This is a genomic window from Candidatus Merdisoma sp. HCP28S3_D10, assembly GCF_052065835.1.
Classification (GTDB): Bacteria; Bacillota; Clostridia; order Lachnospirales; family Lachnospiraceae; genus Laedolimicola.
Map to the genome: position 1 here is coordinate 175,545 of NZ_JBQHTG010000002.1, position 24,765 is coordinate 200,309.

A 24,765-nucleotide genomic window follows, 5' to 3' on the forward strand; every position below is an offset into this window, starting at 1 on the left:
ACATCTCCATAGAAAAGCGCTATAGTTATACCGACATAAAAATTCATACAGGTATTAGAATTCTAGGGGAACTCTTAGGAGCTGAGAGGGCATAAGGCCGACTCTTTGAACCTGCTCTGGTTAGAACCAGCGAAGGGAAGCGATTCGAAAAGACTTATTGGCTAGGTATTGGCATAAGTATAGATATAGAAAGAGGCTTTTTTTCGAGAAAGCTTCTTTTTTTGTCTATTTTTGCGGAAATCCGATACCTCTATGAGAGAAAGAGAGGTTTTAAATATGGAAAACAACAATTGTTGCAGCGGCTGCAACCGTCCGGATCTGCCCTGGGCAGGACGGGGAACGAAGCTGGATATCTCCGGCTGCCGTTTTTCCCTGTATCCAATGACTGACCATTTCGTGCCGATCATTCTGGGCGCGCTGGAGGGAACTGATACGAGTGCAGTCTGGAGCGAGTCCGATGCGCTGTCTACCGTATACCGCGGTAAGCTGCCTTATGTGGCGGACGCTGTGAAGGCACTGTTCGTCAACGCATGGAAGCCGGATGTGCATATGGCACTGGAAGGACAGTTTTCTAAGGGCTGCCCGGGTGACTGTGACGGAGACAGTGTTTTGACCCGTGAGGGCGAGGCACCCAACAAGGCAAAGATTGCGGATAAGCACTTCCCGGTACTGTGCAAGCTGGCATTGTATCCCATGGGAACCGCGGATTACATCGATGAGATTGCCAGAGTCTGGAGACTGGCAGAGGAGAAGGGGCTGGAGCCTACCACCATTCATTACGCCACCCGGATTCATGGTGACATTCATGAGGTGTTTGACTACCTGGAAGAGGTATGCAGCCTGATGGAAAAGGCCGTTCCCCATTACATTCTGCATTTTACCTTATCGGTAAACAGCCCGACAAATGAGAATTAACGAATAAAGAGGAGTAAAAAAATGGAAAAGAAAAACACCTGGAAATTAAAAGAGATCATCTTAACAGCTATGATTTGTATTGTATTCGGTGTCGTATATCTGGGCGGCGTATACCTGGCTTCGTTTATAGCAACCGCTCTGACGCCTGCAGGCCTGTCCCCTCTGGGAAATGAGATTTGCTTCGGTATATGGTTTATGGCAGCAACCCTGGCAGGCTACATTCTGCAGAAACCGGGCGCAGCGGTTATCGCAGAGGTCATTGCGGCAGTTATTGAGGTTCTTCTGGGCAATTGGTTCGGCCCGATGGTTATCGTAGCAGGTATCATTCAGGGCGTTGGCGCAGAGATCGTATTTGCCGCAAATAAGTATCAGAAATTTGATGGCAAGGTGATGTATCTGGCAGCGGCAGGAAGCTGCATTACCAGCTTCCTGTGGAGCTTTGTACGTTCTGGTTACGGTAAATTCTCTGTAGGTTTCCTGATCGTACTGTTCCTGATTCGTCTGGTAAGCTCCCTGATCTTCTCAGGTCTGATCTGCAAGCTGATTGGCGACAGCCTGGCAAAGAGCGGTCTGTTAAAGGGCTATGAGCTGGGCCGCAGCCGTGAGTAAGGAGAAAATCATCCTTTCCTGCGAACACTTAGGTTTTCGGTACAGTAAAAATGAACATCCGGTTTTTTCCGACCTGAGTTTTCAGGTAAAGCGGGGAGAAGCGGTTCTGCTGATGGGAAAGTCCGGCGGAGGCAAAAGTACCCTTGCGTACTGCCTCGCCGGACTTTATCCGGAATACGCGGGCGAAATGGAAGGGACGATTCTCGTACATGGTCAGGAGCTCAGTAAGCTGGGGGCGGCGGAGCGTGCCAAAAAGGTTTCAATTTTATTCCAGAATCCGGACAATCAATTCTGCATGGATAAGGTAGAGCATGAGGTTTTGTTTACGCTGGAAAATATGAATTATCAGGGCGATCTGCGAAAAAGAGCCCATGAACTTCTACGTATCGTAGGACTCGAGTACACAGCCGGTCAGCCTATCTATACCTTATCTGGAGGTATGAAGCAGAAACTGGCTCTCTGCACAGCTCTGGCCACCGAGGCGGATATGCTGATTCTGGACGAGCCTTTTGCAAATCTGGATCCAAAGGCCTGCGAATCCCTGGCGGAACTTCTGCGGAAGATGAAGGAACGGGGACTGACCCTGTTGGTGGTGGATCATAAGCCCCAGTGGTGGCTGCCTTTTATGGATCGGATCGTGCTGATGGAAGAAAATGGGAATCTTGATGAGGGCAGTATTTACCCTGAGGAGATCCAAAAAAAACGGGAGCTTTTCGAGAAGAGGGGGCTGTTTCTGGATGATAGATGGCTCAGCGCATATCACGCAGCGGAGCTTGGAGCTGACAGTGAAACAATGGTGCTGGCAGAGCAATTGACTTTATATCATGGGAAAAAACCATTTCTGAAGGATTTGTCGTTTCGGATAGAAAAGGGCAGTGTAACGGCATTGGTAGGAACCTGCGGAAGCGGTAAGACGACTCTTTTACAGGCAATGGCAGGAATCGGGCGGAAAAAGGGAAGGCTGGAACTCGCAGGAAGGCCGGGATTGGTATTTCAGAATCCCAGGTTTCAGTTTTTAAGTCTTTCTGTACAGGAGGAAGTACTGACTACGCTCCGGGCTGTCTACGGGAAAAAGGCAGAGGAAGCCGTGCTGAAGAGAAAAGCCGGGGAGCTTTTGGAGGAGTTCGGCTTGCGGCAATGGGAGAAGGAGTCCCCTTACACACTCAGTCAGGGGCAGCAGAGACGCTTGGCTCTGTTGGCCATGCTGGCCGGAGACTGCCCGTTGATGTTGCTGGATGAGCCTACTTACGCCCAGGATGAGCGGTCTACACGTTTTATCATGGATCTGTTGATGAGCCGCGTCAAAGATGGGTTGACGGTTGTGATGGCCACCCATGATCTGGCACTGGCTAAAGCCTGTGCAAATCAGATTCTTCTTTTACAGGAAGGAAAGCTGACTGCAATTCCGACAGAGGAATGGGAAGGAGGAGCTTTATGAAGAAACTGAATCCGGGCTATAAGCTGCTGAGCCTGATCATTGCTTCTCTTTTACTGTCCCTGACCTTTCGGGTGCGGCTGAATCTGGTGATTGCTGTGATATGCTTCCTGGTAACCTTCTGTACACCGGGTGTGAATCGCAGAAAGCTGATGATTGGCATGGTGCCATTTCTGCTGGCGGCTCTCGGAATGTTTACAGCTGGACTGTTTTTCGGAAATGGCGGAAATGAAGGCGTGGAAGTGACCATGTTTGGACAGCGCACGCTCTATGCCAGTAATATGACGACAGCTATGCAGTTGTCCTCCCGGATTCTGGCCTACGGGGGTCTCGGTATGCTTTATGCTTTTACCTCCAATGCCTTTGAACTGGTCATGAGCCTGATGCAGCAGTTTCATCTGCCGCCCAAGTTTGCCTATGGAATTCTGGCAGCGTATCATTTCTTCCCGGTGGTGAGGGAAGAGTATGATATTGTTGGTGCGGCGCTTCAGGTACGCGGCGTGAAAACAGGACCGGTATCTACAAAAAGACTGTTTCCTATGCTGGTACAGGCTATGGAGCGCTCAGAGAGTCTGGCCATGGCTATGGAATCCAGAGGGTTTCAGGATGAAGCGCCCCGGGCGCAGGCTTTTCAGGTGGGTGTGTGCTGGAAGGATTATCTGTTTCTGATTGGCCTGAACGGCCTGATTGTACTGGGCTTACTTTCCCTGAAATAGGAGGAATAAGATGGGATATAAGAAAATAAGAGAGTGGGAGCAGCTCTGCGAAAAATATCCGGATCTGTCTCCGTTCATTCTCCTGAAACTGAGCATGGTATGGCATGGTGTCGTGCTGAGCGAGCAGGCTCTGGAACGTCTGCAGAAGCCGGATTACTGTTTTGGGAAACTGGAGCCCTTTGGGATCTCTTTTGCGGGCAGAACTGCTAAAAAGGTCATGCCGGGCGCAATCCTTTTACGGGACGCTACCTATGTCTACATCAATTATGGGGAGTCCTACGAGGATCCTTACAAGGCGGACTGGAATCCGGAGACAGGCGAATTCTGGCTGTCGGAAAATGGACAGCCCATCGACCGGATTGATTTTGTGCCCCGGCCGGAATTTTTTGGAAAAACCACCAGCAGGGGTACGCCCATGGAGGCTATCGCTGATGTGCGGGCTCAGAAGATGATTCTGACGGCCTATCAGAAATGCCGCCTCTGGGAGGGCGGAAAGCAGTGTCATTTCTGCGCGTTTTTTACCGGATCCCATACCCTGGAACAGGTAAATTGCGAGGACGTCTACGAGACAGTGCGGGAGGCATTAAAGGAACCGGGCCGTTTCTCGGAGATCTATTTGTCCGGTGGAACGGATTTTAGCGGAGAACCGCCATTTTCTGAGGAAATCGATCGTTATATCCGGGTCTTGCAGGCCATTGGCCGGAATTTTAACGGTCGTTTTTCCAGTCAGCTGATGGCTCCGGCTTATAAAAAGCAGGATCTGCAGCGTATCTATGATGAAACGGGACTTACCTCTTACTGCCCCAATATTGAGGTCTGGGATAAGGAATTGTTTCAGCGTCTGTGCCCGGGGAAAGAAGCCTGGATAGGACATGATGAATGGCTGAGACGAACTTTGGATGCAGTCGAAGTGTTTGGAAAAGGAAAAGTGTATACCCAGATTGTAGCGGGCGCGGAGCTGGCAAAGCCTGGCGGATTTGCCACAGTGGACGAGGCTCTGAAATCGAATTTCGAGGGTTGTGAATTTTTTGCCCGCCATGATGTTATTTGTCTGAGCACCATCTGGAGGCCCCATAAGGCGTCCCGTCTGGGCTTCCAGCCTATGCCGCCGCTGGAATTCTATGTCCGGCTGGCGAAAGGCTTTCATGAGATTCGGAAGAACTACGGACTCATCTCTACGAACGACGATTATAAGCACTGCGGAAATCATCCGGACAGTGATCTGGAAAGGATGGATGCATAATGCTGGAACAGAAAAAGAAGCTGCCGCTGCCTGAGAAGTTCGCGGTGCTCCTGGCAAGGCCGGAAACGGAAGCATACCTTCGAATGGAGCATGGACGATTATACAGACTGGGTTCTCTTACACGGGAAGGCGAAAGAGGGCTTGCGCTGGCTCTGGAGGAGGAACATACGCCTCTTGGCCGGGCTTTGGTTGAAGCTTTGTGGTTCACGAAGCCTGCCGCTGTGATTTTGAAGTGCGGCGACGAGACGGCGGCAGCAGAGGTGTGGGTGTACCGTTGCCATATTGCAGGTCCGTTTTTTGTGAAAAAACTGTTGGAGATACGAAAATCAGACGGGAACCGGGACATGGCTTCCGCCTGGGAGTTGTATGTGACCGGCAGTGCGGAAGCAGGAGACCTGACAGATGCGGAGGAGCTTCCGTCGGCAGGGTCTGCGGAATGGCATTTGGATCATTTGGGTCTTCTGAAATAACAAAGTGTCCGCGATAGAAAGATGAATGTTCGGAATGTGTGCAATTTATCGGAGACACAAAAGAACAGTAATTAAAAAATATTATGAATCAAAAAAAGCCGTTTTTGCGCGGCTTTTTTTGTGTTTTTTTTCGGCGAACATGTATTGACAATTCAGAATCTTTTCGTTAAGATAAGTTATTAATAACCGTCTTACACGGACACAAAAGAATATCAGAATAATGACTTGAGAGGAGAGAATAAAATGGGTAAGATTATTGGAGAGAGCATTACCTTTGACGACGTACTTCTGGTACCGTCCTATTCCGAGGTGATTCCGAACCAGGTGGATCTGAGTACACATCTGACAAAGACCATCAAGCTGAACATTCCGATGATGAGTGCCAGTATGGATACGGTTACTGAGCACCGCATGGCTATCGCAATGGCGAGACAGGGTGGTATCGGTATTATCCATAAGAACATGAGTATCGAAAAGCAGGCAGAGGAAGTTGACAAGGTAAAGCGTTCCGAGAACGGCGTTATCACCGATCCGTTTTATTTGTCTCCGGAGCATACGCTGGCAGACGCCAATGAGCTGATGGCGAAGTTCCGTATTTCCGGCGTTCCGATTACCGAGGGCAGAAAGCTGGTAGGTATCATTACCAACCGTGACCTGAAGTTCGAGACAGATTTTTCCAAGAAAATCAAAGAGTCCATGACCTCCGAGGGACTGGTTACCGCGAAGGAAGGCATTACGCTGGAGGAGGCAAAGGCGATCCTTGCCAAGGCAAGAAAAGAGAAGCTTCCTATCGTAGACGACGATTTCAATCTGAAGGGCTTAATCACCATCAAGGATATTGAGAAGCAGATCAAGTACCCGAACTCCGCAAAGGACGCAAAGGGCAGACTGCTCTGCGGCGCAGGCGTAGGTATCACCAGCAATGCGCTGGAGCGTGTGGAGGCTCTGGTTAAGGCGCAGGTAGACGTAATCGTGCTGGATTCCTCCCATGGACATTCCGCGAACGTTATCCGCTGCCTGAAGATGATCAAGGAAGCATATCCGGATCTGCCGCTGATCGCAGGCAATATCGCTACCGGCGAGGCAGCAAGAGATTTGATTGAGGCAGGAGCAGACGCTGTAAAGGTTGGTATCGGACCGGGATCGATCTGTACTACCCGTGTGGTTTCCGGTATCGGCGTACCGCAGGTCAGCGCAATTATGGATTGCTACGAGGTAGCAAAGGAGTACGGTATTCCGGTTATCGCTGACGGTGGTATCAAGTATTCTGGAGATATTACCAAAGCGATTGCCGCAGGCGCAAATGTCTGCATGATGGGCAGCATGTTCGCCGGCTGTGACGAGGCGCCCGGTGAGTTTGAGTTGTTCCAGGGAAGAAAATACAAGGTATACCGCGGCATGGGTTCCATTGCGGCTATGGAGAACGGAAGCAAGGACCGTTATTTCCAGGAGGGAGCAAAGAAGCTGGTTCCCGAGGGCGTAGAGGGCCGTGTGGCATACAGAGGAAGCGTAGAGGACACCATCTTCCAGATGTTGGGCGGACTCCGTTCCGGTATGGGACTCTGCGGAACTCCGACCATTGAGGAGCTGAAGCAGAGAGGACGTTTCGTAAAGATTACTTCCGCTTCCTTAAAGGAGAGCCATCCCCACGATATCCATATCACGAAGGAAGCTCCAAACTACAGTACTGAGTCATAAAAGTGGAAAAAGAATAGCAACAGAAGCAGAAAAAGCCGGCATTCGTGCCGGCTTTTTCTGCGGAATTCACACACGGTTCATAAAAAATTAAGTATTTTCTGTAGCAAAATGTAAACAAAATGCGTTATAGTAAATGTAACAAAGGATTCAGTATACCGGACGGCCGGAAGGGTACTGAATCATGACGGGAGGAACCGCGCATGCTGATGTATCTGTCCATACTGGACACCCAGGACGAAAAAGAAAAATTTACAGAGGTCTATGAGCAGTATCAGCATTTCTGCTGGTATGTGGCGTTTCAGCTGCTGGGCGACGATCACCTGGCGGAGGACGCAGTGCAGGAGATCTTTCTGGCGCTGACCAGACATCTGGACAAGATTGAAGCTGTGGAGAGTCCCAGAACCCGGAAGTTTCTGATGACGATTGTGAAAAGTAAGGCCATCGATATTCTGCGGAAGCAGAAAAACGAGCTGTCCATGGAAGAGCTAGAGTGTGAGCTTTCTGCTTCGGAGCCCGATGCCCTGAGCCAGTACATAACCAGAGAAAATTATAACGCGCTGATTTCCTGCGTGTTGGAGCTGGAGGAGTCATATCGCGTGATTTTTGAATATAAGTATGTACATGGGCTTTCGGATCAGAAAATTGGAGAAATTCTGGGGATTTCTTCCAAGAATGTAAATGTCCGGTATTACCGGGCGCGGAAAAAGCTTCAGGGGATGCTGGAAAAGGAGGTGGCAGGCAGTGCGGGACGATAAGAAGAACGAACAGGAACGGGAGCTGCTTGCGGAAGTCTTCGATGAATGTATGGAGGAGCAGTTAAGCTTTATCCCTTCGGAGCGGGAAATCGCGCGGATGCATCGGTACTCGGAGGAATTTCAGGAGAGTATGAAGAAGCTTTGCGATGCGGGCGGAAGACCGAAGCGGGAGAAGAACACCATGACCAGCCGGGAATTTGTCTACAGCTTCAATAAGATAGCGGCCTGCATTGTGGCAGTTCTGGTAGTAGGCGGCGTCTGTACCGGAATTTTTCTGTCCGGTGGAAGAAAGAGCAGTACAGAAACAGCAGTCTTAGAAGACCGTGTAGAAGGCGCGGCACTTCCGGAAGAAGTCCCCGAAGAAGTGACGGAAGACACGGCAGCAGATCAGGAGCAGACAGAGGCAGCCTCTAAGGAAGCGGCACCGGAGAAAATCATCTTCGCAGGCCATGAGATTTATCAGGCAGAGGATCAGGATGTGACCGGGGATACGGAAGCGGTGAAAACCCTGGTATCCAGTCCGGTGATAGACCGGGAGGCAGCGACCGTCAAAATCACAATCGGCAACATCAGTGAGAACCCCATTTCCTATAACGCGAATATGGAACTTCAGGTACAGCAGGACGGCGTCTGGTATGTCATTCCCAGAAAAAACGAGCCGGTGGGACAGCAGGATACCACCGTAGAGCTTGCGCCGGGAATGGCCCAGGACGAAGAGCTGGCTCTGACAGCATACGATCTGGATTATGACGCGGACGCCTATCGGATCATCACCTATGTGGATGGCGTTCCTTTTAGTGCCGGATTCCGGTTTGAGAGCGTGGAACAGGGATTGGAAGAAGCATGGGAGGAAGCAGAATGAAGAAAAGAATCGGGATAGCAGCTTTATTGCTGACAGCGCTGGTGGTGTCAGGCTGCGGCGCAAGCAGCGCTAAGATGGAAATGGCGACGGCAGATTCGGCAGCGGCAATGACAGAGGAGATGGCGGAGGATAACGGCTACGTTACGGCCGCTTCCGGGCTTGAAGCGCCGAAAAGCACCGGACAGAAGTTGATCAAAACAGTCAATCTGAGCATGCAGACCAGAAAGTTCGATGAGCTTCTGGAGCACATTCAGACCAAGGTTACGGAGAGCGGCGGTTATACAGAAAGCTCCGACATCTCCGGCAACAGCTATTATGGGGGCGGCAACCGTTATGCCTGGCTGAGCCTGCGGATTCCCGCGGATAAGCTGGATAGCTTTGTGACGGTGGTGAGCGAGCTGGGCAATGTAACCAGCAAAAATGAGAGTGTGGAAGACATTACCCTGAAATATGTAGATACGGAAAGCCATAAGAAAGCTCTGGAAACGGAGCAGGAGCGTCTGCTTACCCTGATGGAGCAGGCGGAAAGCATGGACGACATTATCAAGATCGAAACCCGGTTGTCTGAAATCCGTTATGAACTTCAGTCCTACGAATCGACCTTGAGAACCTATGACAATCAGGTTTCTTACAGTACAGTCAGTATCAGTATCAACGAAGTGGATCGGGAAACGGCTCCGGAAAAACAGGGCTTTGCGGAGGAGCTGAAGAACCGGCTTTCGGATAATCTCTATCATATCAGTCACGGCCTGCGGAATTTTGCTATCTGGTTTATCGCGGCGATTCCTTACTTCCTGATTCTGGGCGTAATCGGATTCGCGGTAATTAAGATTGTGCGGAAAATAATCTGGAAAAAACCGATGTTCCATAAAAAGAAAAAAGAAGAGTAGGGGCAATGTACTTTCCTGTTCTGCAAAAATCTGCTATAATATGCATAATTGGAAATCCGACAAAGCGAGGGAGCAGAAAGATGAAGAATTCGGAAAACACATTCCGCTATCAGATAAAAAAAGGAGCCTATCACCGGCCGGGTATCGAACGCCAGGGTGACGCTATCTGCTTCACCGTCGCAGTTCCCGAAGAGAAGGAATGCAGCCTGCTTCTTTATAAAAAGGGGGAGCAGGAGGAAGCGGTCGAGATCCCCATGGAGCGAAGTACCCGTTACGGAGATCTACGTTCCGTTGAGATTGAAAAGCTCCCCATGGGCGTATACGAATACAATTACCGGATAGAAGGCGAGCTTGTAACGGATCCCTATGCCCGGCGCATTGCCGGGCGGGAAATCTGGGGACAGGCGCCGGCGGGAAAAGAAGCCCTGCGGGGCTGTATTATTTCTGATGAATTTGACTGGGAAGGGGATGCGCCCCTGCAGCTTTCTTATACAGAAATTGTGGCTTATGCCACCCATGTGCGCGGTTTTACCCGTCATTCCACTTCGGGCGTCCGGTCTAAGGGTACCTTTGCAGGCGTCCGGGAAAAGATTCCCTATCTGAAAAATCTGGGGATCAACCAGCTGGAGCTCATGCCGGTCTATGAATTCGCGGAGGTTGAGGCCTGGGACGAGAAGCGTCCGCAGATCCGCAGGGGAGGAAAAGCAGACGAACCATTGATGAACTACTGGGGCTATACGGACAGCTATTATTTTGCGCCCAAAGCCTCCTATGCGGCGTCGAAAGATCCAGTAAGGGAGCTGAAAACCCTGGTGCGGGAGCTTCACAGAAATGGGATCGAGCTGGTGCTGGAATTCTATTTCCCGGCGGGAATGCAGACTGCCCAGATACTGGACTGCATCCGCTACTGGGTGCTGGAATACCATATTGACGGGGTTCGTGTGAACCGGGATCATACGCCGGTGGAGGAGCTGGCCCAGGAGCCCCTTTTAAGCCACACAAAGATCATGTCCGAGGGCTTTGACCTGGAGAAGGTTTACGAGGGACGCACCGTTCCTCGCTTCCGCAATCTGGCGGAATACAATGACGGATTTATGCTGGATATCCGCCGGTTCCTGAAGGGCGACGAGGGCATGATTCCGGCCTTTATCTGGCGGGAACGGAAGAATCCGGAGCGGTATGCGGTCATGAACTATGTGGCCGGGCACAATGGCTTTACCCTGATGGACGCCGTGTCCTATGACGAGAAGCACAACGAGGCCAACGGAGAGGATAATCGGGACGGCACCGATTATAACTACAGCTGGAACTGTGGAGAGGAAGGACCCAGCCGGAAGAAGAAGACGCTGGAGCTCCGTTCCCGGCAGCTTCGCAACGCGCTGGTCATGCTGTTCCTCAGTCAGGGCGTGCCGGTTCTGTACGGCGGTGACGAACAGGGCAATTCCCAGTCCGGTAATAATAATGTCTATTGTCAGGACAATGAGCTGTCCTGGATCAAATGGAAACCCGGGAAAGCCTGGACTTTCCTGGAAGAATATGTAAGAATGCTCATAGCTTTTCGAAAAGCCCACCCGATTTTCCGCCAGGAAGCGGAGCTTCGGCAGACGGATTACCTGTCCTGCGGCCACCCGGATATATCCTATCACGGAAAGCGGGCCTGGCTGGGCGACTTTGAAAATTACAGCAGAAGCGTAGGAATCCTGTACGCAGGCGAATATGTGTCGGCAAATTCAAACGGTGAAAGGTCGGATGATTCCTTTTACGCAGCCTACAATATGCACTGGATTCCCCATGAGTTTGCCCTTCCGAAGCTGCCGGAGGGGCAGGTCTGGACCGTTGCCCTGGATACAGGGGCGGAGGGAGCAGACGGAATCTATGAGGAAGGAAGCGGGGCAATACTGACAGAACAGCGCACCGTGACGGTTCCGGAGCGCACGATTCTGATTCTCCGCGGACAGAAGCGGCAGAAGGAAAAGAAGAAACAGGCAGGAGCAGAGGCAGAATGAAGGCTTGGAAACATTTTTGTACCATCACAGAACATAAAATCATGGTTATGCGGCATTGCTTCCGGATAGGACTGTACAGACAGGGATTGCTGCATGATATGTCCAAATATACGCCGACGGAATTTATTCCCGGCTGTAAATACTACCAGGGCTACCGGAGCCCCAACAATGCGGAACGGGAGGAAAAAGGCTATTCGGCAGCCTGGCTGCACCATAAGGGCAGAAATAAGCACCATTATGAATACTGGATAGATTACAGTACAGGTCCGGTAAAGGGCATGACCGGCATGAAAATGCCCAACCGCTATGTGGCCGAGATGATGATGGATCGGATGGCGGCATCCAAGATCTACAATAAAGGGCATTATAACCACCATGAGCCCCTGGAATATTATGAAAAGGGAAAAGATTCCTATATGATTCACGATGAAACCAGGGCGCTCCTGGAGCACCTGTTGCATATTCTGGACGAGCAGGGTGAAGAAGCGTTATTTGCCTATATGCGCGCCTATATCGTGGGGAAAAAGGAATATCCTAAGATTCCGCCCCGTCCCTGGCAGCTGGTGGGGGACGGGCATTATATTTCCGACGCGGAGCTGAAAAAAGAGAAAATAAAAGAGGAAATGGGAGAAATCCGCAGAATTATATAGTATAGAGGAAACAGAAATGAGGTGGCTGCATGACCATACGCGAAAGCACAGAACAGTGGGAAAGCGAGTATCTGAGCCCCTACGCGTCTCTGAGTAAAAACTCAAGGGGGCGGGAGCGGGAAGAGCTTCCCTGCGATATCCGGCCGGTTTATCAAAGAGATCGAGATCGGATTCTGCACTGTAAGTCCTTTCGACGTCTGAAGCACAAAACCCAGGTATTTCTGACGCCCAGGGGGGATCATTACCGTACCAGGCTGACCCATACCCTGGAGGTTTCCCAGATAGCCAGAACCATGGCCAAGGCGCTGCGTCTCAACGAGGATCTGACGGAGGCTATCGCCCTGGGGCACGATCTGGGGCATACGCCATTCGGACATGCCGGGGAGCGTGTACTGAATGATCTGTGCAGCACCGGATTTGCCCATTATAAGCAGAGCGTCCGGGTAGTGGAAAAACTGGAAAAAAGTGGAAGAGGCCTGAACCTGACCTGGGAGGTGCGGGACGGGATTTTGAACCACCGTACCAGCGGCCATCCGTCCACCCTGGAGGGCGGACTGGTGCGTTTTTCTGATAAGATTGCCTATATCAACCACGATATAGACGACGCGATCCGGGCAGGGATTCTGGAGGAGACAGACATTCCGGCGGAATATCGCGCCGTCCTGGGAAGCACAACCAGGGAGCGGCTGAACACGCTGGTCCACGATATCATTGCCCAGAGCATGGGAAAATCAGAGATCTGTATGTCGGAGCCGGTGGAGAATGCCATGCATGCCCTGCGAAGATTCATGTTTACCAACGTCTATACGAACCCTATAGCCAAGGGGGAAGAAGTCAAGGCCCGGAATATGCTGGAGGGGCTGTTTTATTATTACATGGAACACCCGGAGGAGTTGTCGGACGAATTCCGGACTATGCTGGAAAGCGGCCGGGATCCCCTGGAGCGGGTCGTGTGCGATTACATATCCGGTATGACGGATCAGTACGCCATTTACAAGTTTGAAGAATATTTTGTTCCAAAGGCATGGAACGCATAGGTGCAGAATCGATGTATTATCCAGAAGAGTTAATCGAAGAGGTGCGATCGCGAAATGACATTGTAGATGTGATTTCCGGTTATGTGCGGCTTCAGCGGAAGGGATCCAGTTACTTTGGACTCTGTCCCTTTCACAGTGAGAAGTCGCCTTCTTTTTCTGTGTCGCCGGGCAAGCAGATGTACTACTGTTTCGGCTGCGGGGCAGGCGGCAATGTGTTTACCTTTTTGATGGAATATGAAAATTATACCTTTCCGGAAGCGGTGAAGGTACTGGCAGATCGGAGCGGCGTGGAGCTTCCGGAGGTGGAGTACTCGGAGGAGGCAAGGCAGCAGGCAGATCTGAAAAGCAGACTTTTGGAGATCCAGAAGAAAGCGGCCAGGTATTATTACTATCAGCTTAGGCAGCCCCGGGGACGGATAGGATATGAGTATCTGAAAAACCGGGCGCTGACCGATGAAACCATTCAGAAGTTTGGTCTGGGATACTCCGGACAGCAGTCGGCGGAGCTGTATCAGTATCTGAAGCATGAGGGTTATTCGGACGCCCTTTTAAAGGAATCAGGGCTGTTCAGCATAGATGAACGGAGCGGCGTCTACGATAAGTTCTGGAACCGGGTGATGTTTCCGATTATGGACGCCAATCACCGGGTTATCGGCTTTGGCGGGCGCGTTATGGGAGACGCTAAGCCCAAGTACCTGAACTCGCCGGAGACAAAGATCTTTGATAAAAGCCGGAATCTCTACGGGCTTAATTTTGCCCGCAGCTCCCGGAAAGGAAATCTGATTATCTGCGAGGGTTATATGGACGTCATTGCCCTCCATCAGGCAGGCTTTACCCAGGCCGTCGCGTCCCTGGGAACAGCTCTGACAGCCCAGCAGGCGATTTTAATGAAACGGTATGCAGACGAGGTGCTGGTAACCTACGACAGTGACGAGGCAGGTACCAAAGCAGCTCTCCGGGCGATCCCGATTCTCCGGGACGCGGGTCTGACCATGCGGGTCATCAATATGAAGCCTTATAAGGATCCGGACGAATTTATTAGGCAGATGGGCTGCGAAGCGTTTCAGCAGCGGATCGACGAGGCCCAGGTCAGCTTCCTGTTTGAAGTGGAGGTACTGGAGCGGAAGTATAACTTAAAGGATCCGGCGGAAAAGACTGCCTTTTTTGACGAAACAGCGAAGAAGCTGCTGGGCTTTTCCGATGAGATTGAGCGCAACAATTACATAGAAGCTATTGCGGCCCGGTATGGGACAGGCTATGAAGCGCTCCGGCGAAAGGTCAATCAGCTGGGGCTGACCCTGGGCGGGCAGGCGCCGGCTCCCAGACCCAGGGATTTGTCCGCAAACCGGAAGAAAGAGGAGGAGGGAACGGCAGCCTCCCAGAAACTGCTGCTTACCTGGATGATTTCCGACGAGACGTATTTCCGGGTGATAAGACGTTATATCGAGCCGTCGGATTTTAGCGTGCCGTTGTACGGACAGATTGCGGAAATGCTGTATGAGCAGCATGAGCAGGGGGGCTTAAACCCCGCGGGAATCCTGAGCCGTTTTGAAAACGCGGAGGAGCAGAGAGAGGCGGCGGCTGTCTTTAACGCACAGCTTAAGCAGGTGGAGACAAAAGAAGAGACGGAGAAGGCCTTACAGGAGACCATTTACAAAATCCGTCAGGAAGCCTTAAACAGAAAAGGAAAAGAGCTTGCGCCCACAGATATGGAGGGTCTGCAGAAGCTGATACAGAGTCGGCGCGAGCTTCAGAAACTGCATATTTCACTGGATTAAGGATAAAATACTAACAAGTTATGGAAGGATGGAACAACATGGAAGAAAACGCAGCAAAGTTTGAGGAAAAATTAAAAGAGCTTCTGGTAATGGCCAAGAAGAAGAAAAATATTCTGGAGTATCAGGAGATCAGTGACTTCTTTGCAGAGTTTGATCTGGATCCGGATCATATGGAGAAAATCCTGGAGTATCTGGAGGCCAATAATATCGATGTGCTTCGGATTACCGGAGACGGGGACGAGCCTGACGACGCACTCCTCCTGGCAGAGGATGACGACGATATGGACGTGGAGCAGATTGATCTCTCCATTCCGGACGGCGTCAGCATCGAGGATCCGGTCCGTATGTATCTGAAGGAGATCGGAAAGGTTCCCCTTCTGAGCGCAGATGAAGAAATCGAACTGGCAAAGAGAATGGAGGAGGGCGACGAGGACGCCAAGAAGCGTCTGGCAGAGGCAAATCTCCGACTGGTGGTCAGCATTGCAAAGCGTTATGTGGGCCGCGGTATGCTGTTCCTGGATTTGATTCAGGAAGGAAACTTGGGATTGATCAAGGCGGTAGAGAAGTTTGATTACCGCAAGGGTTATAAATTCAGTACCTATGCGACCTGGTGGATCCGTCAGGCCATCACAAGAGCCATTGCCGATCAGGCGAGAACTATCCGTATCCCGGTGCATATGGTAGAGACCATCAATAAACTGATCCGTGTCTCCCGTCAGTTGCTGCAGGAGCTGGGACGGGAACCTACCCCGGAGGAGATTGCGGCAGAGATGAAGCTGCCGGTCGAGCGCGTGCGTGAGATCCTGAAGATTTCCCAGGAGCCGGTTTCTCTGGAGACGCCCATCGGCGAGGAGGAGGACAGCCATCTGGGTGACTTTATCCAGGACGATAATGTGCCGGTTCCGGCAGACGCCGCAGCGTTTACCCTCTTAAAGGAGCAGCTGGTGGAGGTCTTAAGCACTCTGACCGATCGGGAGCAGAAGGTGCTTCGCCTTCGTTTCGGCCTGGACGATGGACGGGCCCGTACACTGGAAGAAGTTGGAAAGGAATTTAATGTAACCCGTGAGCGAATCCGTCAGATTGAAGCAAAGGCTCTTCGAAAGCTGCGTCACCCCAGCCGCAGCCGGAAGCTCAAGGATTACCTGGACTAAAGAGATGAATATATCAGGACGACTGAACCGACTGGCAGAGCTGGTCACAGAGGGCAGCCGGCTGGCAGATGTGGGAACAGATCATGGATATGTTCCCCTTTGTCTATGCAGAGAGAAGAAGATTCCGTCAGCCATTGCCATGGATATTAACGTGGGTCCCCTGGAGCGGGCAAAAAGCCATATTGCCGGAGCGGGACTGGAAGCGTACATAGAGACAAGGCTTTCCGACGGACTTCATGAACTGAAACGGGGAGAAGCAGATACGGTGCTGATCGCCGGCATGGGCGGAGCCCTGATGGTGCGGATCCTTTCAGAGGGGACGGAAGCCCTTAAGGAGGTCCGGGAGCTGGTGCTGCAGCCCCAGTCAGAGATAGGGGAGGTCCGGCGGTATCTGAATACCGCTGGGTGGAAGATTATACTGGAAGATATCCTGCTGGACGAGGGAAAATACTATCCCCTGTTCAAGGCCGTGCCGGGAGTGGCGCAGGATTATACAGAGGCAGAATACCGTTTTGGAAAGCTAGAGCTTCAGAAATCACCGGAGGTGCTGGCCGAGTTTCTGAAAAAGAGACTTAAGGTGAACCGTCAGATCAAAGCAGGACTTCCGGAGAACGGAGACGGACGGATAGAGGAGCGACGGACTCAGTTGACGGCGGAAATCAGGCTTCTGACAGAAGTGCTGGAAGCTATGGCTGCCCTTAAAAAAAACGGACGAAGAGAACAGGAGCGTGAAAAGCATGAGATGTCAGGATATTCTGGAAAAAATTGAGGCCCGTTACCCGAAACAATACGCCTGCGACTGGGACAATGTGGGACTTCTGGCAGGCAGCCGGGAGCGGGAAGTGGATACCGTATACATTGCTCTGGACGCTACCGATCAGGTGGTAGACGCAGCCGCGGAATGTGGGGCGCAGCTTTTGCTGACCCACCACCCGATGATATTTGGGGGTCTCAAAGCGGTGACAACCGATGATTACGTGGGGGAGCGCCTGATTCGCCTGATTCGAAACGACATATCCTATTATGCCATGCATACGAATTATGATGTAATGGGTATGGCGGAGCTGGCGGCAGATCTGCTGAAGCTGAGAGACACAGAAGTGCTGGAGGAAGTGCTGGACGGCGAAGGAATCGGTCGGGTAGGGCAGCTTCCCTGTCCCATGACCGTACGGGAGTGTGCGGAGCAGGTAAAGAAGCAGTTTCAGCTTCCCAATGTAAAGATTTTCGGGGATCCGGATAAGAAGGTGGAGCGCGCGGCCATCTGTCCGGGATCCGGGAAGAGCGAAGCGAAGCCTGCCCGGGAGAAAGGCGCACAGGTTTACATCACCGGGGATATCGATCACCATACAGGAATTGATATGGCGGACTGCGGCATGGCGATTATCGACGCAGGCCATTATGGGATAGAACATATCTACATCGGGGACATGGAGCAGTTTTTGAAGAAGCACTGTCCGGAGCTGACGATATATACGGCGCCGATCAGGCAGCCGTTTCAGGTGCTGTAAGAGGAAATCAACAGAATAGCGAATATTTCAGGGCAGTTGCAGGTGAAAATGCGACTGCCTATATAAAAAATATGGAGGTGCGGCATATGAAAATGGTAAGGATAAGTCTGAATGGGAAGACCTATGAATATCCGGAAGGAACCAGGTACGGAGAGATTGCGGCAGATATGCAGAAGCATTATCCCCATGATATCGTGCTGGTTTCGGTGAACAAGCGTCTCCGGGAACTGAATAAGAAGCTGTACGAGGACGCGGAGCTGGTATTTTATACTACGGCAGATAGAGCGGGCGCCCAGGCTTACCGGCGAAGCCTGACCATGCTTTTGATGAAGGCCATTTACCGGGTAGCCGGTCATGATCAGATGATCCGGGCCCAGGTTCATTATTCCCTGAGCCATGGCTATTACTGTACGGTGCAGGGAGGCGTTACCGTAGACGAGACCTTTCTGAAGGCGGTAAAGCAGAAAATGCAGGAGTACGTGAGCCGGAAAATGCCCATTGAAAAGAAAAGCGTAAATACCGATAAAGCACGGCAGATTTTCCATAATCATCGGATGTTTGACAAGGAGAAGCTGTTCCGGTACCGCCGGGCGTCCCGGGTCAATATCTACAGTATCGGAGAATTTGAGGATTACTATTACGGCTACATGGTGCCGGATACCGGGTATCTGAAGTATTTTGAACTGTATCCCTATGATGAGGGCTTTGTGCTTCAGTTCCCTACCACCGAAAAGCCGGAAGAGGTACCGGCCTTTGCACCCCAGCATAAGGTGTTCCGGGTGATGAAGGAATCAGCCCAGTGGGGAGAACTCTTAGGCGTGTCGAACGTGGGTGAACTCAACGACTGTATTGCCAGAGGCGATCTGCATCAGCTGATTATGACACAGGAGGCGTTGCAGGAGCGGAAGCTGGCAGAAATCGCAAGCCGGATTGCGGCAGACCGGAGCCGGAAATTCATTATGATAGCAGGCCCTTCTTCCTCTGGAAAAACGACATTTTCCAGAAGACTGTCCATTCAGCTCTCGGCGGCAGGCTTAAAGCCCCACCCTATTTCTGTGGATAATTATTTTGTGGAACGGGAAATGACGCCCAGGGATCAGAATGGTGATTATAATTTTGAATGTCTGGAGGCTATGGATATTGAACTATTTAACCGCCAGATGTGCGATCTGTTGGAAGGAAAGACTGTAGAACTTCCGTATTTCAATTTTAAAAGCGGAAAGAAGGAATACAACGGCGATTACCTGACCATGGGAGAGGACGATATTCTGGTTATCGAGGGAATCCACTGCCTCAATGATAAGCTGTCCCACAGTCTGCCCCGGGAGAGCAAATTTAAGATCTATATCAGCGCCCTGACCCAGCTCAATATCGACGAGCACAATCGGATTCCTACCACAGACGGCCGTCTGCTCCGGCGTATGGTGCGGGACGCCAGAACCAGAGGTGCCAGCGCTTCACGTACCATTTCCATGTGGCCTTCGGTCAGAAGGGGCGAGGAGAAAAATATCTTCCCCTACCAGGAGGAGGCGGACGTGGTATTCAATTCCGCATTGATTTATGAGTTTTCTGTACTGAAGCAGTACGCAGAGCCCCTGCTGTTTGGTATTGACCGGGAGGCACCGGAGTATCAGGAGGCGAAGAGACTGCTTAAATTCCTGGATTATTTTCTGGGCGTGGACAGCACCAATATTCCGGATAATTCCCTGGTACGGGAATTTATCGGGGGCGGATGCTTCCGTCTGTAAAAACAGCAGGCTGCGTTGGTACTTACCTTCGCATCCTGCTGTTTTTTGTAGCAATGCACAAAAATCCCTCCTTTTTTTGGTAATTCCACCGATTGACACTCACCCCACCCCATGCTACTATAATGTTGCCTTGTGAATACGTATTCACAAGCGAAAATACTGAATTTTTATGACATGGAAGCAGAAGAGAAACCAGAAACAGGAGACGACAAATATGATTACAATGACCGAAATCGCCCGTCTTACAGGAGTGTCCCAGCCGACGGTATCCCGGGTCCTGAACGGAAATACTTCCGTGAATCCGGAGGTGCGGGAAAAGGTGCTGGCCTGTGCCAGGGAACATCATTTTCAGCCCAATGCCATGGCCCGCAGTCTGGTGGGCAGCGGCACCAAGCTGATCGGCGTGGTACTGACGGATATCTCCAACTCTTTTTTCGCGGATTTGGAGAAATATATGGAACAGGCGGCCAGGGAAAAGGGCTACAGCCTGATATTGTTTAATTCGGATTACAATCGGGAAAAGGAAAAGCATTGTCTGGAAGTCATGCGGCGTTACCGGGTAGATGGTTTGATTATCGTTCCGGTTCTGGAGCAGGATCCGAAATTCCGGGCGGAGATCAAAGAGCTGGATATTCCGGCTGTGTCCATCACCCGACAGACGGAGCACATGGACTGCGTCTATATTGACCATGCGGCTGCAGGAGCCCGGGTGGCAGAACATCTGCGGCATATCGGCTGTGAGAATTATCTGTTTGTGGGAACTACCGGGGACAGGAAGTATCAGGGCTTTGCGGAAAAGATGAAAGAGAGCGATCCGGACTTTGAGCAGAAGCTGACTGTGATTGAGACAAAGGATTCCGGGAAGATCCGGAGCATTTTGCAGGCACATTTCCGGGAGCATCCGGGAAAATGCGGTATCTTTGCTTACAACGACCGCAGGGCAGTACAGCTTCATGGTATTCTGCAGAGACTGGGGATCTCCATGCCGGATCAGGCGGCCCTGGTAGGCTTCGACAATACATACACCTGCGAATATCTGTATCCGGGACTTTCCAGCGTATCCCAGCCAAACCGGAAGATGGCAACCCGGGCTGTGGATATTTTGATTCAGAAAATCGAACAGCCTGAGAATCAGGAATGCTTTGACGACCCTATGCAGGCAGAGCTTGTTATCCGTGAAAGCTCAGAAAGGTAAGAAGATGAACGCATTAAACAGAACCTGGGACAAGCTGATTGCCCAGAAGATAAAGGAAACAAAAGACTCTGGCAGCCGTTGGCGGCCTGCCTTTCATATCGCACCGCCGGTAGGGTGGCTGAATGATCCCAACGGCCTGTGCCAGTACAAGGGAACATATCATGCCTTTTATCAGTATTCCCCCTTCGATGAGAAGGGCGGCTTGAAATTCTGGGCCCACTGTACCAGCAGGGATATGCTTCACTGGAAGCTGGAGGGCGTTCCGCTGGTGCCGGATCAGCCCTATGACTGCCACGGGGTCTACTCTGGTTCCGCGGTCATAGAGGACGATCGTATGTATCTCTACTACACAGGAAATGTGAAGGAAGCGGGAGCTTATGATTATATCAACCAGGGCCGTCAGGCCAACACAGTCCGGGCAGTGAGCTACGACGGGATTCATTTTGAGCGGAAGGAGCTCCTTCTGACCAACGGGGATTATCCCATGGATCTGACCTGCCATGTGCGGGATCCGAAGGTATGGAAGAAAAATGGCCGCTGGTATATGGTACAGGGCGCCCGGACAAAAGAGGATCAGGGCGTGGTGCTGCTCTTTACCTCCGGCGATGGCGTCAAATGGTTCTGTACTCACCGGCTGAAATCGCCGAAGGCCTTCGGTTATATGTGGGAATGCCCGGATCTGTATGAGGTGGACGGATATACGGTTTTAAGCATCTCCCCCCAGGGCGTGGAGGCTGACGGACTTCGCTATAACAATGTGTACCAGAGTGTCACGACCTTTCTGGACAGTGATTTCCGGACCACCTCTGTCAACGGCAGCTTTCGGGAACTGGACGGCGGCTTTGATTTCTACGCGCCCCAGACCTTTGAAAGCGAGGACGGCCGCCGGATCGAGATTGGCTGGATGGGTATGGCGGACGTGGACGCGTATTACACGAATCGCACCACCGAGGACGGCTGGCAGCATGTGCTGACCCTGCCCCGGGAGCTTTCGGTAAAAGACGGCGTGCTCTGCCAGAATCCCATACGGGAACTGGACGCATACTGGACGAAGGAGCAGTCTATCGAAAATGAGTTTGCGGGCCTGGCAGGAAGTGCCTTTGAAATTGAGCTTCCGGACTTGAATAAAATGGAAGAAAATGTAAAAATAACACTGGCGGAGCAGCTGTGGCTGACCTATGACAGGGAAAGCCGGATTTTCCGTATGGAATTCCGGGATCAGCAGCTGGGCGCAGGACGTACCATGCGGGGACGAAAGATAGAGAAGCTGACAGATATGAGAGTCATTGTGGACGCTTCCTGCGTGGAAGTGTTTTTAAACGGCGGAAAAGATGTATTTTCTACCCGGTTTTATCCGGAAGGGGAAGAGATCGGAGTAACAGTTAACGCGCCGGGCGCAGCGGGACGGCTGCGGACGTAACGGGAAAGAGGAGGTAAGCATGGATTACAGAAAGACAGCAGAAGCGATTTATGAGAAAGCAGGAAAAAGAGAGAACCTGGTATCGGTGGCGCATTGCTCCACAAGACTTCGCTTGGTACTGGCCGATGACGGAAAATGTGATGCTAAGGCGGTAGAGGACATCGACGGCGTCAAGGGTGTGTTCAGCGCAGCCGGACAGCTTCAGATTATTTTGGGAACGGGCGTAGTCAATAAGGTTTACGATGAGTTCCTGTCCATTTCCGGCATGAGCGGTGTCAGCAAGGACGAGGCGAAGGAGGCTGCGGCCCAGAAGCAGCCCTTTTACAAAAGAGCCATTAAAACCCTGGGCGATATTTTTGTGCCGATTATTCCTGCCATTGTAGCCAGCGGTTTCCTGATGGGAATCATGGAAGCGTTGAATTTTATGGTAAATAACGGCTTCCTGAATCTGGACACCTCAGGCTCCCTGTTTGTGCTGGCGAATTTATTTGCCAACACGGCGTATACCTTCCTGCCCATTCTGATTGCGTACAGCGCGGCTAAGGTATTCGGCGGCAATCCCTATCTGGGAGCGGTTATCGGTATGATGATGATTCATCCGAATCTGCAGAACGCCTGGACGGTGGCGACCGAGGGCGTGAAACAGACCCTTCCGGTCTGGTTTGGCCTTTACAGAGTAGACCTGGTAGGCTATCAGGGACATGTCATTCCGGTTATCATCGCGGTATTTGTCATGTGCCAGATTGAAAAGCGTCTGCACAAGGTTGTTCCGGCCATGTTTGACCTGTTTGTGACGCCGCTGGTCAGCGTCTTTGTCACAGGTTACCTGACCTTTTCCATCATCGGACCTATCTTTGTAACTGTGGAAAACGGGATCTTGAATGGGGTACAGCAGCTTCTGACCCTGCCCTTCGGTATCGGCAGCTTTATCATGGGCGGCCTTTATTCCACTACGGTAGTGGCGGGCGTCCATCATATGTATACGCTGATTGATGTGGGTCAGCTTGGCCTTTATGGAAAAACCTACTGGCTTCCGCTGGCGTCCGCAGCGAATATCGCCCAGGGCGCAGCAGCCCTGGCGGTAGCGCTGAAAACCAGAAATCAGAAAACGAAATCCATGGCAGTCCCCTCCGCCATGTCCTGCTTCATGGGAATCACTGAGCCGGCTATCTTTGGCGTAAACCTGCGGTTCTTCAAACCCTTTATCTGCGGAGCGGCAGGCGGCGCCTGCGGAGCCCTCTATGCTTCCGTCGTGGGTCTGGGCGCAACCGGAACCGGCGTCACCGGTATCTTCGGCCTGCTGCTCTGCCTGAATGATCCGCTGAATTATATTATAATGTTCCTTATTTCCGCAGGCTCAGCCTTTGCGCTGACCTGGGTGTTCGGGTACAAGGATCCGGTGGAGACCAAGGCTACTCCGGCAGAGAAGGTCCCTGTGGTAAGTGAGTCTCCGGCAGCGGAAAAAGAAAGCTCCAGGGGCGGCAGTGTATACGCTCCGGTCACCGGCGAGGCTATTTCCTATACGGAGATCGCAGATCCGACCTTTGCCTCTGGCGTTCTGGGTAAGGGCGCAGGTATCCGTCCGGAGAAGGGCGAGATCCTGGCTCCCTTTGACGGAACTGTCACCATGGTTTTCGATACGAAGCATGCCATCGGATTGGAAAGCGCGGAGGGCACGGAGATTTTGATTCATGTGGGGATCAATACGGTAGAATTAAAGGGAAGATATTTTACTTCCTTATGCGAAGCCGGCGCAAAGGTGAAGCAGGGCGAGAAGCTTCTGGAATTCGATATAGAGGCCATCAGGACAGCCGGCTATGACGCCACCGTGGCGGTTCTGGCGTCTGCCCCGGAAAATGTGAAGGACATAAAGACCGGGCACGTGGAAGCCGGAGAGAAGCTGTTTGAGACCTGTGGGAAGTAAATAGATTTATTTGGAAATTCCTTGTCAAATCTGTCGCATTATAGTATTATGACTTTATGACATTGCATATTCTGGAAATGGCGCTGTCTCGGAAAAGGAGAATTTATGGCGTTGACAAAAGAAGATGCAGTTATGATATCCCAACTGTTTAGCGAGCAATTGGAAAAGCAGTTGGAGAAGCAATTGGAAAAGCATTTGGCCCCTATCCGTGAGCAGCTACAGGGTGTCCATATGCGCTTGGACAGACTGGAAGAGCGTGTAACAAGGCTGGAAGAACGTATGACAGCCCTGGAAGAGCGCGTAGCGAAGCTGGAAGAACGCATGACAGCTCTGGAGAAGCGCGTAACGAAGCTGGAAGAGCGCATGACAGCCCTGGAGGAACGCGTAATGAAGCTGGAAGAACGCATGACAGCAATGGAAGAGCGCATGACAGCAATGGAAGGCCGTATGACAGTAATGGAAGGTCGCATGACGGCTATAGAAGACCGCATGACTATCAACGAGGGACATATGCTGAAAGTAGAACTCCTGCTGGAGAACGATATGCTGCCGAGACTTCAGAATATCGAAGCCTGTTATACCTCTACATATCGGAGGTATCAGTTTCGGACCGAACAGATCGACACCATGCAGGAAGATGTAGATGTTTTAAAAAAAGTAGTTCAGGAGCACAGCGAGATGTTATTGAGACTGGCCTGAATGCAGAATCGTGCAATGTCTGATTGCACAAAAGAGAAAAACGCCGCAGGCTTTGC

Annotated in this window: 21 protein-coding genes, 1 pseudogene and 1 riboswitch; all 22 genes and pseudogenes read left to right on the forward strand. The window is 51.5% G+C overall.

The window, feature by feature from the left end; genetic code table 11:
• Positions 1–54 precede the first annotated feature (54 nt).
• Positions 55–155: riboswitch (TPP riboswitch) on the forward strand.
• 121 nt (positions 156–276) lie between these two features.
• The 22 genes and pseudogenes from ACTNCH_RS05970 to ACTNCH_RS06075 all read left to right on the forward strand — a co-directional run bounded on the left by ACTNCH_RS05970 (position 277) and on the right by ACTNCH_RS06075 (position 24,709).
• A complete protein-coding gene (locus tag ACTNCH_RS05970; protein WP_441016649.1) occupies positions 277–915 on the forward strand; it encodes a YkoF family thiamine/hydroxymethylpyrimidine-binding protein in 639 nt (212 codons plus the stop codon).
• Between the two features lie 21 nt (positions 916–936).
• Entirely contained in the window at positions 937–1,524 is a 588-nt protein-coding gene (locus ACTNCH_RS05975; protein ID WP_441016652.1) for an ECF transporter S component, read from the forward strand.
• Complete coding sequence (locus ACTNCH_RS05980) at positions 1,517–2,962, forward strand: ABC transporter ATP-binding protein (RefSeq protein WP_441016655.1); 1,446 nt, start codon at positions 1,517–1,519, stop codon at positions 2,960–2,962. Before ACTNCH_RS05975 ends, ACTNCH_RS05980 begins: the two co-directional genes overlap by 8 nt.
• Positions 2,959–3,675 (forward strand): energy-coupling factor transporter transmembrane component T family protein, encoded by a 717-nt coding sequence (locus ACTNCH_RS05985; protein WP_441016658.1) that lies wholly within the window; start codon positions 2,959–2,961, stop codon positions 3,673–3,675. Before ACTNCH_RS05980 ends, ACTNCH_RS05985 begins: the two co-directional genes overlap by 4 nt.
• Positions 3,676–3,685: 10 nt before the next feature.
• Positions 3,686–4,918: a radical SAM protein gene (locus ACTNCH_RS05990; RefSeq protein WP_441016661.1), complete on the forward strand. Its 1,233-nt coding sequence runs from the start codon at positions 3,686–3,688 to the stop codon at positions 4,916–4,918.
• Complete coding sequence (locus tag ACTNCH_RS05995) at positions 4,918–5,388, forward strand: hypothetical protein (protein WP_441016664.1); 471 nt, start codon at positions 4,918–4,920, stop codon at positions 5,386–5,388. Before ACTNCH_RS05990 ends, ACTNCH_RS05995 begins: the two co-directional genes overlap by 1 nt.
• A gap of 243 nt (positions 5,389–5,631) precedes the next feature.
• Positions 5,632–7,086 carry an IMP dehydrogenase gene (gene guaB, locus ACTNCH_RS06000; protein ID WP_441016667.1) on the forward strand — a complete coding sequence of 485 codons (1,455 nt, stop codon included), beginning with the start codon at positions 5,632–5,634 and terminating at the stop codon, positions 7,084–7,086.
• A gap of 200 nt (positions 7,087–7,286) precedes the next feature.
• On the forward strand, positions 7,287–7,841 hold the full coding sequence (locus tag ACTNCH_RS06005) for an RNA polymerase sigma factor (RefSeq protein WP_441016670.1): 555 nt from the start codon (positions 7,287–7,289) through the stop codon (positions 7,839–7,841).
• The gene (locus tag ACTNCH_RS06010; RefSeq protein ID WP_441016673.1) at positions 7,828–8,703 is read left to right on the forward strand and encodes an immunoglobulin-like domain-containing protein; all 876 of its coding nucleotides are present in this window, start codon (positions 7,828–7,830) and stop codon (positions 8,701–8,703) included. Before ACTNCH_RS06005 ends, ACTNCH_RS06010 begins: the two co-directional genes overlap by 14 nt.
• Complete coding sequence (locus tag ACTNCH_RS06015) at positions 8,700–9,593, forward strand: DUF4349 domain-containing protein (RefSeq protein ID WP_441016676.1); 894 nt, start codon at positions 8,700–8,702, stop codon at positions 9,591–9,593. The genes ACTNCH_RS06010 and ACTNCH_RS06015 overlap by 4 nt, the downstream gene beginning before the upstream one ends.
• An 80-nt stretch (positions 9,594–9,673) precedes the next feature.
• Complete coding sequence (locus ACTNCH_RS06020; RefSeq protein ID WP_441016679.1) at positions 9,674–11,599, forward strand: alpha-amylase family glycosyl hydrolase; 1,926 nt, start codon at positions 9,674–9,676, stop codon at positions 11,597–11,599.
• A pseudogene (locus tag ACTNCH_RS06025) lies at positions 11,596–12,126 on the forward strand (DUF5662 family protein); the annotation flags it as partial. The gene ACTNCH_RS06020 and the pseudogene ACTNCH_RS06025, both read left to right, overlap by 4 nt.
• Before the next feature lie 152 nt (positions 12,127–12,278).
• Positions 12,279–13,286: a deoxyguanosinetriphosphate triphosphohydrolase gene (locus tag ACTNCH_RS06030; RefSeq protein ID WP_441016682.1), complete on the forward strand. Its 1,008-nt coding sequence runs from the start codon at positions 12,279–12,281 to the stop codon at positions 13,284–13,286.
• 11 nt (positions 13,287–13,297) lie between these two features.
• Positions 13,298–15,064, forward strand: coding sequence for a DNA primase (dnaG, locus tag ACTNCH_RS06035; protein ID WP_441016685.1), 1,767 nt, complete (start codon positions 13,298–13,300; stop codon positions 15,062–15,064).
• A 38-nt stretch (positions 15,065–15,102) separates the two neighbouring features.
• The gene (gene rpoD, locus ACTNCH_RS06040) at positions 15,103–16,215 is read left to right on the forward strand and encodes an RNA polymerase sigma factor RpoD (RefSeq protein WP_441016688.1); all 1,113 of its coding nucleotides are present in this window, start codon (positions 15,103–15,105) and stop codon (positions 16,213–16,215) included.
• A gap of 4 nt (positions 16,216–16,219) precedes the next feature.
• The gene (locus ACTNCH_RS06045) at positions 16,220–16,984 is read left to right on the forward strand and encodes a tRNA (adenine(22)-N(1))-methyltransferase (protein WP_441016691.1); all 765 of its coding nucleotides are present in this window, start codon (positions 16,220–16,222) and stop codon (positions 16,982–16,984) included.
• Positions 16,953–17,723 carry a Nif3-like dinuclear metal center hexameric protein gene (locus tag ACTNCH_RS06050; protein ID WP_441016694.1) on the forward strand — a complete coding sequence of 257 codons (771 nt, stop codon included), beginning with the start codon at positions 16,953–16,955 and terminating at the stop codon, positions 17,721–17,723. Before ACTNCH_RS06045 ends, ACTNCH_RS06050 begins: the two co-directional genes overlap by 32 nt.
• A 92-nt stretch (positions 17,724–17,815) precedes the next feature.
• Positions 17,816–19,471: a nucleoside kinase gene (locus ACTNCH_RS06055; RefSeq protein ID WP_441017818.1), complete on the forward strand. Its 1,656-nt coding sequence runs from the start codon at positions 17,816–17,818 to the stop codon at positions 19,469–19,471.
• Between the two features lie 214 nt (positions 19,472–19,685).
• On the forward strand, positions 19,686–20,666 hold the full coding sequence (locus ACTNCH_RS06060; protein ID WP_441016697.1) for a LacI family DNA-binding transcriptional regulator: 981 nt from the start codon (positions 19,686–19,688) through the stop codon (positions 20,664–20,666).
• Between the two features lie 4 nt (positions 20,667–20,670).
• The gene (locus tag ACTNCH_RS06065; RefSeq protein ID WP_441016700.1) at positions 20,671–22,086 is read left to right on the forward strand and encodes a glycoside hydrolase family 32 protein; all 1,416 of its coding nucleotides are present in this window, start codon (positions 20,671–20,673) and stop codon (positions 22,084–22,086) included.
• Positions 22,087–22,105: 19 nt separating this feature from the next.
• Positions 22,106–24,010 carry a glucose PTS transporter subunit IIA gene (locus ACTNCH_RS06070; RefSeq protein WP_441016703.1) on the forward strand — a complete coding sequence of 635 codons (1,905 nt, stop codon included), beginning with the start codon at positions 22,106–22,108 and terminating at the stop codon, positions 24,008–24,010.
• 105 nt (positions 24,011–24,115) lie between these two features.
• Complete coding sequence (locus ACTNCH_RS06075; protein ID WP_441016706.1) at positions 24,116–24,709, forward strand: hypothetical protein; 594 nt, start codon at positions 24,116–24,118, stop codon at positions 24,707–24,709.
• Positions 24,710–24,765 lie beyond the last annotated feature (56 nt).

What these genes read in the sequence shown, in the direction of transcription:
- ACTNCH_RS05970 (WP_441016649.1), top strand. Translation starts at nt 277, where the DNA reads ATGGAAAACAACAATTGTTGCAGCGGCTGCAACCGTCCGGATCTGCCC.
- ACTNCH_RS05975 (WP_441016652.1), top strand. Translation starts at nt 937, where the DNA reads ATGGAAAAGAAAAACACCTGGAAATTAAAAGAGATCATCTTAACAGCT.
- ACTNCH_RS05985 (WP_441016658.1), top strand. Translation starts at nt 2,959, where the DNA reads ATGAAGAAACTGAATCCGGGCTATAAGCTGCTGAGCCTGATCATTGCT.
- ACTNCH_RS05990 (WP_441016661.1), top strand. Translation starts at nt 3,686, where the DNA reads ATGGGATATAAGAAAATAAGAGAGTGGGAGCAGCTCTGCGAAAAATAT.
- ACTNCH_RS05995 (WP_441016664.1), top strand. Translation starts at nt 4,918, where the DNA reads ATGCTGGAACAGAAAAAGAAGCTGCCGCTGCCTGAGAAGTTCGCGGTG.
- guaB (WP_441016667.1), top strand. Translation starts at nt 5,632, where the DNA reads ATGGGTAAGATTATTGGAGAGAGCATTACCTTTGACGACGTACTTCTG.
- ACTNCH_RS06005 (WP_441016670.1), top strand. Translation starts at nt 7,287, where the DNA reads ATGCTGATGTATCTGTCCATACTGGACACCCAGGACGAAAAAGAAAAA.
- ACTNCH_RS06015 (WP_441016676.1), top strand. Translation starts at nt 8,700, where the DNA reads ATGAAGAAAAGAATCGGGATAGCAGCTTTATTGCTGACAGCGCTGGTG.
- ACTNCH_RS06020 (WP_441016679.1), top strand. Translation starts at nt 9,674, where the DNA reads ATGAAGAATTCGGAAAACACATTCCGCTATCAGATAAAAAAAGGAGCC.
- ACTNCH_RS06030 (WP_441016682.1), top strand. Translation starts at nt 12,279, where the DNA reads ATGACCATACGCGAAAGCACAGAACAGTGGGAAAGCGAGTATCTGAGC.
- dnaG (WP_441016685.1), top strand. Translation starts at nt 13,298, where the DNA reads ATGTATTATCCAGAAGAGTTAATCGAAGAGGTGCGATCGCGAAATGAC.
- rpoD (WP_441016688.1), top strand. Translation starts at nt 15,103, where the DNA reads ATGGAAGAAAACGCAGCAAAGTTTGAGGAAAAATTAAAAGAGCTTCTG.
- ACTNCH_RS06045 (WP_441016691.1), top strand. Translation starts at nt 16,220, where the DNA reads ATGAATATATCAGGACGACTGAACCGACTGGCAGAGCTGGTCACAGAG.
- ACTNCH_RS06050 (WP_441016694.1), top strand. Translation starts at nt 16,953, where the DNA reads ATGAGATGTCAGGATATTCTGGAAAAAATTGAGGCCCGTTACCCGAAA.
- ACTNCH_RS06055 (WP_441017818.1), top strand. Translation starts at nt 17,816, where the DNA reads ATGGTAAGGATAAGTCTGAATGGGAAGACCTATGAATATCCGGAAGGA.
- ACTNCH_RS06060 (WP_441016697.1), top strand. Translation starts at nt 19,686, where the DNA reads ATGATTACAATGACCGAAATCGCCCGTCTTACAGGAGTGTCCCAGCCG.
- ACTNCH_RS06065 (WP_441016700.1), top strand. Translation starts at nt 20,671, where the DNA reads ATGAACGCATTAAACAGAACCTGGGACAAGCTGATTGCCCAGAAGATA.
- ACTNCH_RS06070 (WP_441016703.1), top strand. Translation starts at nt 22,106, where the DNA reads ATGGATTACAGAAAGACAGCAGAAGCGATTTATGAGAAAGCAGGAAAA.
- ACTNCH_RS06075 (WP_441016706.1), top strand. Translation starts at nt 24,116, where the DNA reads ATGGCGTTGACAAAAGAAGATGCAGTTATGATATCCCAACTGTTTAGC.